The 12,920-nt window shown below is 34.7% G+C and carries 5 protein-coding genes and 1 tRNA gene; 3 read left to right on the forward strand and 3 right to left on the reverse strand.

Features of this window, described 5'->3' with window-relative positions; all coding sequences use genetic code 11:
* Window positions 1-486: 486 nt before the first annotated feature.
* Together RGRSB_RS00070 and rimI are read right to left on the reverse strand one after the other, a co-directional pair.
* Window positions 487-2,955: an ATP-dependent Clp protease ATP-binding subunit gene (locus RGRSB_RS00070; RefSeq protein WP_119259283.1), complete on the reverse strand. Its 2,469-nt coding sequence runs from the start codon at window positions 2,953-2,955 to the stop codon at window positions 487-489.
* A gap of 148 nt (window positions 2,956-3,103) precedes the next feature.
* Complete coding sequence (rimI, locus tag RGRSB_RS00075; RefSeq protein ID WP_119259284.1) at window positions 3,104-3,670, reverse strand: ribosomal protein S18-alanine N-acetyltransferase; 567 nt, start codon at window positions 3,668-3,670, stop codon at window positions 3,104-3,106.
* Between the two features lie 2,678 nt (window positions 3,671-6,348).
* Between rimI and mnmE the strand changes: the two genes are divergently transcribed.
* The 3 genes from mnmE (at window position 6,349) to RGRSB_RS00090 (ending at window position 12,412) form a co-directional block, all read left to right on the forward strand.
* Window positions 6,349-7,731 carry a tRNA uridine-5-carboxymethylaminomethyl(34) synthesis GTPase MnmE gene (gene mnmE, locus RGRSB_RS00080; protein WP_119259285.1) on the forward strand — a complete coding sequence of 461 codons (1,383 nt, stop codon included), beginning with the start codon at window positions 6,349-6,351 and terminating at the stop codon, window positions 7,729-7,731.
* Between the two features lie 996 nt (window positions 7,732-8,727).
* Window positions 8,728-11,640, forward strand: a complete 2,913-nt coding sequence (locus tag RGRSB_RS00085; RefSeq protein WP_119259286.1) for a DEAD/DEAH box helicase — start codon at window positions 8,728-8,730, stop codon at window positions 11,638-11,640.
* A gap of 685 nt (window positions 11,641-12,325) precedes the next feature.
* A tRNA-Ser gene (locus RGRSB_RS00090) sits at window positions 12,326-12,412 on the forward strand.
* A 52-nt stretch (window positions 12,413-12,464) separates the two neighbouring features.
* On the opposite strand, the gene RGRSB_RS00095 is transcribed toward RGRSB_RS00090, so the two are convergent.
* Window positions 12,465-12,899 (reverse strand): peroxiredoxin, encoded by a 435-nt coding sequence (locus RGRSB_RS00095; protein WP_119259287.1) that lies wholly within the window; start codon window positions 12,897-12,899, stop codon window positions 12,465-12,467.
* Window positions 12,900-12,920: the final 21 nt, after the last annotated feature.

Raw genomic sequence — 12,920 nt, forward strand, 5'->3', positions numbered from 1 at the left:
TGTTATTCATACCCTAGAAGATAATTATAGTTCAGACCAATTCAAGGGATGAGTAGGTCCATTTGTGCTGAAACTTTGTATTGATACTAATAATCGTATGGATACAGGGCTGATAATGACCTGATTCTACTAGATCCTGGGGGATAATTTTTTGCATTCCAACGGTAATGTCATTAGGGATTATAACTTATCGGGAGAAGACAAAATTGAATTTATTACCACTAGCTCACAATTTGGTTTTTTCGGAAATGATTAAAATATTTATCTAAACACCTTTAACATATTGATTGAAGTCTTTGGTTTTCTGAACAATTAATACCTTCAGCTTAATTAAAGACAATTATGTATTTAATGGCAAATTTCATTATGTCAAACATAAAAAGGTTATTATCCTGTGAAGTTTTAATTTAAAAAGCGGTAGCAGAAAAACTTACCACCGCTATAAGTTGGGGTTAATAATCCAGATAATTATCCGATAACCCATCATTAATCTGTAGCCTTAGCTAACAGATCCTGCTTTTTTTCGTTTGGTATAACCTTAACTTTGCCATCTTCATCAATGTCTACTAATGCGGTATCTCCCTCACCAACTCGGCCTGAAAGAATCTCCTCAGCTAAGACATCTTCAAGGAGACGCATAATGGCACGACGCAAAGGTCGCGCCCCATAAGCGGGGTTATACCCCTCTTCCACCAAACGTTCTTTGAAATTGTCAGTAACATTCAAAGTAATGCTCTTTTCAGTCAACCGAGCAAAGACTTCTTTAAGGAGAATTTCAGAGATTTCCTTAACCTCATTCTTATCTAACTGACGGAAGACAATAATTTCATCGAGACGGTTGAGGAATTCAGGACGGAAGTAATTCTTCAATTCCTCATTAACCAAAGCTCGAATCCGATTATATTGAGCCTCCGTTTTATTTTCTTCAAACTCAAATCCGAGTCCGCCGCCACCTTTTTCAATCACTTTAGACCCGATATTAGAGGTCATGATCAACAGAGTGTTTTTAAAGTCTACTGTACGACCCTTAGCGTCAGTAAGGCGACCGTCTTCTAGGATTTGCAAAAGCATATTAAAGACATCAGGGTGTGCTTTCTCAATTTCGTCAAAAAGAACCACTGTATAAGGACGACGGCGCACTGCTTCGGTTAACTGGCCCCCTTCGTTATAACCCACATATCCAGGAGGAGATCCAATTAACTTAGATACTGTATGGCGTTCCATATATTCAGACATATCTAGACGGATCATGGCATCTTCTGAACCAAAGAAATAAGCAGCTAATGCCTTAGTCAACTCAGTCTTACCTACTCCAGTAGGTCCAGAAAAGACAAAACTAGCAATGGGACGATTAGGGTTTTTCAGACCAACTCTTGCCCGGCGAATTGCTCGCGACACCGCTTTCACCGCATCTTCTTGACCAATCAAACGTTGGTGTAAGGTATCTTCCATGTGGAGCAACTTTTCGGATTCAGTCTCCGTCAGTTTGTTCACTGGAACTCCAGTCCAAGAGGCGACAATATGGGCGATCTCCTCCGAGTCTACAAAGGGTTCATCACTGTCCCCTTCTGCTTTCTTTGCGGAGGAGATTGATCGAATTTCCTCTTTAATTTCCATTTCACGATCACGCAGTTCTCCAGCTTTATCAAAGTCTTGAGCTCGGACTGCATCGTCTTTTTGTTTAAGGATAGAACGAAGCTCTTTGTCAAGTTCCTTAGCTGCTGGAGGTAGTTGGGAATTAATTAACCTTACCCGCGATCCTGCTTCATCAATGAGATCGATCGCCTTATCAGGAAGGTAGCGGTCTGAAATATAGCGGTCTGAAAGCTTAGCGGCAGCTTCCAGAGCTTCATCAAGGATCTTTAACTTATGGTGTTGTTCATAACGTTCCCGTAACCCATAGAGAATCTCAATGGTTTCGTCAACAGAGGGCTCACCCACCATAACTGGTTGGAAACGACGTTCTAAGGCTGCATCCCGCTCGATGTGTTTTCGGTATTCGTCGAGAGTGGTAGCTCCGACACACTGTAATTCTCCCCGTGCTAAAGCTGGTTTAAGAATATTAGCCGCATCAATTGCCCCTTCAGCCGCTCCTGCACCGATGAGAGTATGCACTTCGTCAATTACTAAAATCACATTTCCAGCCTGACGAATTTCGTCCATGATTTTCTTTAGACGTTCTTCAAATTCCCCACGATACTTAGTTCCGGCCACTAGCAAGCCAATATCGAGGGTAACTACTCGTTTTTCTTCGAGGATATCGGGGACATCTTTGGTGGCAATACGCTGAGCAAGACCTTCGGCAATTGCAGTTTTTCCTACTCCTGGTTCTCCAATTAAAACGGGATTGTTCTTAGTTCTACGACCAAGAATTTGGATCACCCGTTCAATTTCTTTTTGTCGTCCTACTACTGGATCAAGTTTTCCTTCTCCAGCCATATTGGTCAGATTAGAACCAAATTCATCGAGAGTTGGAGTTTTAGTTCGTCCAGATGGACCTCCCCCAGCAGCTACTTCAGCTGTTTCTCCAAGTTGTCGAATCACTTGAGTCCGAACTTTGGACAAATCTACTCCTAAATTTTCAAGAACTCGTGCGGCTACACCTTCTCCTTCACGGATTAACCCTAAAAGAAGATGTTCGGTTCCAATGTAGTTATGTCCGAGTTGTCGAGCTTCTTCTAATGAGAGTTCAAGGACTCTTTTAGCTCTTGGGGTAAAAGGAATTTCGACGGCGACAAACCCTGAACCACGTCCAATAATTTTTTCGACCTCAACGCGGGCGTCTTTGAGGTTGACACCCATGGACTTGAGAACTTTGGCCGCTACCCCAGTTCCTTCACCAATTAGCCCCAGAAGAATCTGTTCCGTCCCGACAAAGTTGTGTCCGAGACGGCGGGCCTCTTCTTGAGCCAGCATTATGACCTTGATAGCTTTTTCTGTAAAGCGTTCAAACATGATTTATCTGTCCATCACCTGCTGCTTTCCCTTGTAAGCTGATTTTAGCATTCAATATCCTAGGGAATAATCTAAAAACTTTCTTAAATTTTTTTGGCTGATTAATTATATTGATTGCCATTTATTGAGTTTACCATTTTTATTCTATCTATTTTTCTACTTGTTCATTACCCGTCTCTAATATTAGCCAATTGTATTTACTGAGACGTCCACTAATATATGACCACCAATGAGACAAATCCTCTCGAAATTGGGGGCGGTCTAAATTCCCTCGCCATAAAATTAAAGCATCTTCCCCTGTTTTTTGATAATAGCTTTTGCGTCTTCCTACCAATTGAAAGCCAATTTTTTTATATACGGCAAGGGCTGATTGATTAGAAACTTGCACTTCCAGGGTAGCACGTTCAAGATTACAGTTAGCAGCTTTTTTTAATAACCTGTAGAGTAATAGTTGTCCTAATCCTTGTCCTTGATAGTCGGGGTGAATCATCAATAATGCAATATGAGCTTCTTCTAAGATTGCCCAAAAACAACTACAACCAATAATAGAACCGAATTCTATCGATAAAACCAGTAAGCTACTATTCGGGTTATCTAATTCTCGCTGGTAACCTCTTTTTGTCCATAATCCTCCTAAACAGATACGATCTAACTCAACTAATTGAGTTAGTTGGTCATAGTGGGGTGTGTTTAGGATAAGACGTGAGGAAAACATTAAATTATTAATTTAGGCTAAATAGTAAATCAAAGTTAAAGGTAGCTGTAATGAAAGAAAAAAAGGTTGAGTTAATGACTATTAAATTATAAAAAAAAGTTTCATCAAAAATCAACAAAAATTTAAGCAAATTAAGAAGAGAGTTATTTAGATTTATCTTTATAAGATTATTGTTAATCTAACAAAGATAAAAAATATCTTATCATTAAATTTCAAAAACATCCATACAAAATGTTTACCAATATTTTTTAGTGAGTTACATGGTGCCTCTTAATAAAAAGACATTAAATATCCATTGTTTAGATATAGACAAAGTAGTTGCTATACATTAAAATACCTCCAAACTATTTAATAAAAATTAAATATATAATACTTGTTTACTAAGTGAAGAATTACTGTAGAAAGAAAAATTTCTTCTTTTTGTTTAGCTCAACTTACTGCCGGAAATTCTTCTATTAGGTTTAATTTTTCTAACATAGCTACGACAGCTGGAAGTAAATTTTACAATTATTCCCAATTTTAGAGTGTATATTAGAATTCTATTAAAAATTCAGCTATCGAATTAATTAGCATGAGATTTCTTATGTTGATTAACGTGTAAAAGCAATTTTATGTAAACGATTACTTCAATGAATTGCAAATTCTTTAAATTATGTATTTTTTTTAATAAATTTTAAATCTGTAGCAAATAATTCTAAATTTTTAAAAATCAAAAAAATAATTGAAGTTAACTTTGATCAAAAACTATATTTTTTAAATATATAATCTATTCATTTTATATCAATTAATTCCTATTAGTTAATCTAATTTGAGAGTAACCTATTAACCATTTCTATCAAAAAAAAATTAAATTAATATAATTCAGGAACCTATGTTCTTAAGTTTTATTAACTTTGTCTATAAAATATTTATAATAATTTATATCGTATTTTTTAGTTTAAAGTATCAAAGCTTAGAAATATATTATCATTAATTTTTAAACAATAAATCTGTTTTTTTTTAAAAAATAATTAGATTAGTATGATTTGCATTTATATCCACAAAATTCTATTGATAATGATTTATTGATTTATGAAGATTGAGTAGTTTTTAAAATAAAATTATTTATGATTGATTACTTTATATCTTTATTTTTTTAAAAAATAAAGATTAACAACCTTTACGTTATTCTAACATTAAACTTGCTTTACAATATCTTTTTTTACATTAGAATCTGCTAATTATAAGATTCTTGCAATTATCTCTCTGCTAATTTTTAAAAGATCCGGGTTAATTATTATCTAATATTTTTAACAGTAAAAATATACTTAATCTTATCTAAGATAAAATAAAAAGTTTATAGGCAAATTTACGGTTGAAGTAATACTTTGAATACTAAGAAGTATATAATTTAAAGTTAATTTAAATAAACTGGTCTGGTTACTAATTTATTAAATATTTTTAATAAAATTACTCCTCCTTAATATTTATCAGTTAACTCATGCTTTAAAACACTTCCTATATTTTATAATATAAAATACTAATTTATAAAATTTAAATAAAATTAAATAAAAATTTTCCGTTATAGAGTTATATTTTTTTATAAAAAAATATAACTCTATTTTTAAAGTATTTTATGTATAAAATTTAGATTTTAACCTACTATATTTATAGTCAAACTCCTTAATAAATACCTAAAATTTACTATAATAATGACCTTAATATTCTCAGTAAAAGTCAATTTTTGATCATATCTTTAATTTTTTAGTTTTTATAAACTATAAAACCTACCAACTTGACTACACTTAATACTGTTTTCCCAGTAAAAGTTATATGATACTTACTTATTATTAGATATTTACGGACATACCAATTTCTAGATTTTAGATAATTGCCTAGATTAAGTACTAATTTTTTTACTTTTAAAGTCCACTTTTTTTATTTTTTAAAAACTAAATATAGAGGTATTTAAATAAAAAACAAATAGCTTTTTTATGACTAAAAGTTGATATCTAGATTAGATACTTATTATTTTATTCAAAAGTTGTTTTAAAGAAAAATAAAAAATAAGTAGTTTAAAGTAAAATCCACTTTTTTATAAGAAATAATCTTTTTCTTACTTATAAGTAATTTTTTGTTTTCTTCTACTATTTGAAAGCTTTTATTCACTTATTTTAGATATAGAATAATGATATTGTTATTTATATCTGAGATGTTTTTCCGTCTTTCCTAAACTTTTATAGCAGTTTTTATAAAAACTGCTAATAGTTGAACATACTCTTCTTGCTAAGACTTGATACATCATCTATTTAAGTTTTTTTTGTTAGAAAACTTGGACAAGTGTAATTTTCTTGACAAATTCAACAGTTATATTGATATAGTATCGGAGGTATTTATTTTGGATGATTTTAACTGTATAAACGGCTTTATCGTATTAAGTAATTATAAATTTTTTTTAAAAAAACTGAAATTTCAAGATAAAAATTCACGTTGAACATCTCAATCCAGACCATCGTGGTACGAAAAATAAAATTGTCATGTCACCTAAGGCTGAGTATTCTAAATTTCACTAACAAAAAACCCTGTGCTGGTAGGACTTGAAGACAAAATTCTGTAAAAGAATATAAACTGAGAGTAGAGATAATTGACTAATTTTAACTGAAAATAAGAAGATCAATTACAAAAAACTAAATTAACGCATGACTATGAAGATTAATCAAGAAGGAACAATAGCCGCGATCGCTACGGCTATTGTTCCCCAACAAGGTAGTATCGGAATTGTGCGTCTATCGGGAAACCAGTCCCTAACCATTGCTAAAACTGTGTTTGATCTCCCTGGAAAGCAACTCTGGGAGACCCATCGTGTTCTCTACGGTTATATTCGCCATCCTCGAACCCAACAGGTGATAGATGAAGCCCTTCTAATATTGATGTTAGCTCCTCGTTCTTATACTCGTGAAGATGTTGTAGAATTTCACTGTCATGGAGGCATGATTCCTGTACAGCAGGTCCTACAATTATGTTTAGAATTAGGAGCAAAACTAGCACAACCTGGAGAATTTACCCTGCGGGCATTTCTTAACGGTAGGATCGACTTAACACAGGCTGAGAGTATAGCAGAATTGGTGGGGGCGCGCTCACCTCAAGCATCTCAAATAGCATTAGCTGGATTGCAAGGAAAACTAGCAACAACCATACATCAACTCCATAATGGTTGTTTAGATATACTAGCGGAAATAGAAGCTAGAATCGATTTTGAAGATGATTTACCCTCTTTAAATGAAAAACTAATTATTGAGGGGTTAGAAAAAATTTTAGCGAAATTACAGAAGGTTTTAATCACAGCCAGTCAAGGAGAATTACTCCGCAGTGGGATTAAAGTAGCTATTGTTGGTCGTCCCAATGTGGGAAAGTCGAGTTTATTCAATGCTTGGAGTCAATGCGATCGCGCAATTGTTACCAACTTACCAGGAACCACTAGAGATTTAATAGAATCACAGTTAGTGGTAGGAGGGATTCCTGTCCAAGTTTGGGATACTGCTGGAATTCGAGATACTGTGAATACAGTTGAAAAAATGGGAGTTGAGAGATCACGTCATGCTGCAAGTCATGCTGACCTTGTTTTACTAACCATTGATGCCCAATCAGGATGGACTGTAGAAGATCAAAAAATTTATCAACAGGTCAACCACCGTCCCTTAATTTTAGTTATTAATAAAATTGACTTAGGAACACCAGAATCAATACGATTTCCCTCGAAAATAAAACAAATTGTTGAAACAATTGCTGCAGAAAACCAAGGAATTGAAGTTTTAGAAAAAGCTATATTAGAATCGGTTAAAACTCAAAAAATAACAGCAGCTGATTTAGATTTAGCCATTAATCGACGGCAAGCAGCAGCCTTAATCCGTGCCAAAAATGCTTTAGAACAAGTACAAGAAACTATAGCTAATCAATTACCTTTAGATTTTTTAACAATTGATTTGCGTATTGCTATTAAAGCATTAGGAGAAATTACTGGAGACGAAGTTACAGAATCAATTTTAGAGAAAATCTTTAGCCGTTTTTGTATTGGAAAGTAGTAAGATCATTGACTCCAATTATAAGACTTAGTAAGTAAGTAACTTTAAATCAATGTAAAAAATAAATAATTTTGTATATTTACACTTAAGCAATTAAAATTAAATCTATAATACTTAAGTTCAGATCTTTAAAAATAACTTTTTTAAGTAAATTGAATTTATCTTGAAATATCTCTTCAGATATTTATTTATTTGAAAACTTTATAATTTTTTATTTAAAACTATTCCTTTTTTATTTTAGAGATAGTTCTGGACCTTAAATCAGTAGATAAATAAATATAATTATTTTTATTTCTATTATTTTAGACTTATTTCAACTAAAGCACTTGTGTACAATAAATAATTATTAAATAAGTAGTTATTAAAATAATTACTATACTTATTTTTTTATTTTTGGGATATTTTTCAGTTTAATCCGACTTTTTATCTAAAACTATGCTGTTTTTTTGAAGACTTTTCCTAGAAAAACAATATAGAATCTAGTACTAACTTTTATTTTTTCTATTCTTAGCTTATTTTCAAACAAAATCATGGATTATTACATAATTTAATTTATTTTATTTATAGTCAATTTCTACAGATTATTAAATCTACCCTGTGCGGGAATAGATTAACCTTTATAGCCTGATCCAGAATCCACCAAAATCTATCTAGAAAACAGACAGTGTTAGAATATTAGGACTCAGGATAAAGTACCTTAAAAATAGATAACAAACAAAATATCTTTTAAGCCCATTAATTTGTTAAGCCGTCATTAAAAAGACATCTTAAACATGCTTTCCCTAAATTCTTACCTGAGACTTTTATTTAATTAAAAAGTATTCATAACGAAAGACAGACGTTTCGGGAAACTTGTACAGACATCTACTGAATCATCAAGCAGTAGTTTCCCAAAAATATATCTATGTCAGTGTTATTCTTGTATTTATTCCCTGACCACCGTAATAGAATGGGGAAAGAGATATGAGCCTTTGACAGTTAATCGTAATAACTTGAGTGAAACAATCCTTAGATCCGTCTCCATTAAACTTAGATAAACTTTTTCCTTTTGAACTAGATGAGTTTCAAAAGGAAGCGATCACAGCCCTGACAGAGAGAAAGTCTGTTGTTGTCTGTGCGCCTACAGGTTCAGGAAAGACCGTTATTGGGGAATATGCAATTTACCACGCCCTCCAAATGGGTAAGCGTGTTTTCTATACCACTCCCCTTAAAGCCCTCTCAAATCAGAAATTCCGTGATTTTCAAGATAGATTTTGTCCAGAGGTAAACCAAGAGAAGCAAAACCTAGTGGGGTTAATAACGGGAGACATAGTGGTTAATGCTAATGCCCCTATCGTCATTATGACCACTGAGATTTTCCGTAATATGCTCTACAAAACCCCTATCGGACAGGTAGGAACGTCTCTAGAAAACGTAGCGACCGTAATTTTAGACGAGTGCCACTACATAAGCAATCGAGATCGCGGAACAGTCTGGGAAGAATCGATTATTTATTGTCCCCCTACCATTCAATTAGTTGCCTTGTCGGCTACCATCGGCAATCCCAAGGATCTTACCAATTGGATCAACCAAGTTCGAAAACCTACCCCTGGTATCGACCTAAGAACTGATGAAATCAGTTTATGTAAGTTGATTAATTCCGATTTTCGTCCTGTTCCCTTGCGATTTTACTTTAGTAGCAAAACGGGACTTTCTCCGCTCCTTAACCAGAAACAAAATGCTCTCAATCCTTGTTTAAAATCTAAAGGACAACCAAGCAAAAAACGGCGACTCAAACGCGAAGACTGTCCTAGCCTAATGACAGTGATTAGGCAACTCTATAAACAGGACTTGCTCCCTGCTATCTATGTTATTTTTAGTCGTCGAGGGTGCGATCAATCAGTACAGAGACTCGACGGTCTAACCTTAGTTTCTCCAGAAGAAGCTCAAGCTCTACAATATAATCTATTAACCTTCTTTCTCTCCAAAAATCTTCCCCTTCAAGAAAGCCTGCTTCAGGTGGTTAAAATTGAAAATCCTCTTCTGTATCAACCATTATTAAACTTTTTATCTAATCCATCCTATAGTGCAGATCTATTTGACCATTTAAGAAAAGATGAAGAAGCTAAAATCCATCTATTTCAATTATTAGCCAAGAATTGTCAATTGGTCAGAAGCGACCAACTCGAACCTCTAACAAGAGGCATTGCCGCCCACCATGCGGGAATTCTTCCTGTCTGGAAAGAATTAGTAGAGCAGTTGTTTGAAGCAGGTTTAGTGAAAGTGGTGTTTGCTACTGCAACCTTATCAGCAGGAATTAACATGCCAGCGCGAACTACAGTGATTTCTGCTCTCTCGAAACGCACCGATATTGGTCATAGCATGTTGACCCCATCCGAATTTTTGCAAATTGCTGGACGGGCAGGACGACGAGGAATGGATGAGATAGGTTATGTAGTAACGGTACAAACTCCCTTTGAAGGCTCAAAAGAAGCCGCTTATCTAGCAACAGCCGACTCGGAACCTTTAAAGAGTTGTTTTACTCCATCCTATGGCATGGTTTTGAACCTCTTGCAAAAACACACTTTAGATGAAGCTAAACATTTACTAGAGAGAAGTTTTGCAGAATACTTAGCCCAATTAAAATTGGAACCTGAACAACGGAATATTGCCAGTTTGACTACTGAATTAACAAAAGTGGATGTTGATTTAGCAGGACTAACAGAAACCGATCTTTTTACTTACGAGAAACTTAAGTCCCGTCTTAAAGAAGAACAGCGATTGTTGAAAGTTCTACAACAGCAAGCAGAGAAGACACATAAGCAAGAAATATCTCCTCAATTGGATAAGTTGAATTTGGGAGCTCTTCTTTATCTCAAAGGAAAACGGCTAAAATTGCGCAGTCCTCACTTAGCCGTATTAGTAGCAATGGCTCCTGGATCAGGCAAGTCTCATGATTATCTATGTTTAGGGGAAGATAACTATTGGTATAGGGTGAGACGTGACGATGTGGTTGATATTAGTGAGACTTCTCTTCCCCTTAATTTAGTTAAGGAGCTAAATTTGCCAGATATTGATACCTTTCCCTTTGGTAAAAGTCATAAGGGCGATGACAATCTGGTGAAGATCCATAGTCAAATAAGCGACCATGCTTTTTCTTTAAAGATCGCCCCAGAGGTGCTCGAGCAACAGCAACGTATTAATAACATTCAAGAGAAACTAGACAGCCATCCCCTCGCCCAACAAAAAAATCCGATCCGTTTACTAAAACTACACCGTCAACGCTTGAGACTCCGAGAACAACTTCATATCAGCCATGTTAAATTTCATAAACTCCAATCTCGTCAATCCTATTATTGGGAAGAATTCCTCAATTTAATCGATATTTTACAAGAGTTTAAAGCATTTCATGGTTATCAACCAACGACTCTAGGTCAAGCTTGTGCTGCTATTCGAGGAGAAAACGAACTTTGGTTAGGACTAGTAATTATGTCTGGATCTCTCGAACGTTTAGAGTCTCACCATTTGGCTGCTGTGGTGAGTGCCTTAATTACTGAAACCTTGCGTCCTGATACCTGGACGAATTACTTACCTTCTCCGGAAGTTTTAGATGTTTTTAACTATTCAAATGAAAACGAAGTAAGTTTGAGGGAAGTTCGTCGTCTTCTTTTTCAATCTCAGTCCCGGTATGATATCACTATTCCTGTGTGGTTAGAGTTAGAATTAACGGGAGTAGTTGAACAGTGGGCTTTAGGGACAGACTGGCAGGAATTATGCAAGAATACAAGTCTTGACGAAGGGGATTTAGTGCGCTTGTTGCGACGAACTATTGATCTTCTTTCGCAAATTCCTCAAATTCCAAACATTTCTAGCTATCTCAGGGAATCAGCTAAAGATGCCGTGACTAAACTTAAAAGGTTTCCAATTTAGTTTTATAAGTTTCAATATATGGGGTGTGTTTGTAAGCGTGTCCTTATGTTGAGCTATCGCTAAAGGGCAAAGCTTCTCGTCGGAGGACTAAGAACTTATTGAATATCATTCAAATATCCAGAATCTATAGTTACTCTAATCCTACATAGGTAAAGAAAAATTGAGAGTTTAAAATAACTTTTTGTAAGTTATTTTCATTTACTTTAAAACAAATTTTTAGATGAGGAACAATCCGTCTGTACTGTTGAGGTATTGACGGAGGAAAAGTCCTCAAACATAACTTATGGTGGTGCAATTTACTTATTTTTTTACTGTATAAAAGAACTTCTATACCTGTTGGGATAGACTAAAAATCAGTAATGTATCGTAGCTCTATATTACTTTTTAGAAGATATCATTAAAAATTGCCAGTAATGAACACGTTGAAACTTCTAGGATAATAATAAACCTGAATACTACCTTATTTTGGCTTATCATTAAAACAAGGTAGTATTCACCATTGGTTGACCATCACTATTGGGGTATATAATACAGTCTCTAACCGGAAAGATTACTTAATGTACCATTAATTGTAAATAGTTAGAAAGATCCATTAAAAATCAACTCCCGAGGAATTTTAGGAGTCATAATCAGGGTTTTACTTCTCCTTTCCATTATATAATTAGGGATGGGAATGCTAACCTCTGGAGAGGTGGCAGAGTGGTTAAATGCGGCGGTCTCGAAAACCGCTTCTGAGGCAACTCAGACGAGGGTTCGAATCCCTCCCTCTCCGTTACAGTTACGAAATTTTCTCAGGTAGCATAGCCCACTCTACAACGGTTTGCTTATCCTAATGTTGCCAAGATATCTTCTGCGTGACTGTCAGTTTTTACCTTTTCGTCTACATGGTTAATTTTGCCTTCAGCATCTATAATATAGGTGACACGCTTAGAATGACCGCCTCCGTCTACATCGTATGATTTAGTGATCTCTCCACCACTATCAACAAGGAGTTGAAAGGGTAGGCTATACTTCTCTTTGAATTTTAGGTGCGAAGCTTGATCGTCCATACTAACTCCAAGAACAACTATTTCTTTACCTTGATATTGATTGTAATTATCACGAAAACTCTGTGCCTCTTTGGTACAACCAGGAGTATCGTCCTTAGGATAAAAATACATAACAATGACTTTGCCTTTAAAATCGGATAAAGAAACAGTTTTGCCCTCATCATCCGTAGTAGTAAAATCTGGTGCAATGGTTCCAACAGATAAAACCATAGTTCTTAATTCCTTAGATTG

It is taken from the genome of cyanobacterium endosymbiont of Rhopalodia gibberula, assembly GCF_003574135.1.
Lineage (GTDB): Bacteria > Cyanobacteriota > Cyanobacteriia > Cyanobacteriales > Microcystaceae > Rippkaea.

Excerpts from the sequence above, each read along its gene's own strand:
- rimI (WP_119259284.1), bottom strand. The coding sequence starts at position 3,670 with ATGTTTTCCTCACGTCTTATCCTAAACACACCCCACTATGACCAACTA.
- mnmE (WP_119259285.1), top strand. The coding sequence starts at position 6,349 with ATGACTATGAAGATTAATCAAGAAGGAACAATAGCCGCGATCGCTACG.
- RGRSB_RS00095 (WP_119259287.1), bottom strand. The coding sequence starts at position 12,899 with ATGGTTTTATCTGTTGGAACCATTGCACCAGATTTTACTACTACGGAT.
- RGRSB_RS00070 (WP_119259283.1), bottom strand. The coding sequence starts at position 2,955 with ATGTTTGAACGCTTTACAGAAAAAGCTATCAAGGTCATAATGCTGGCT.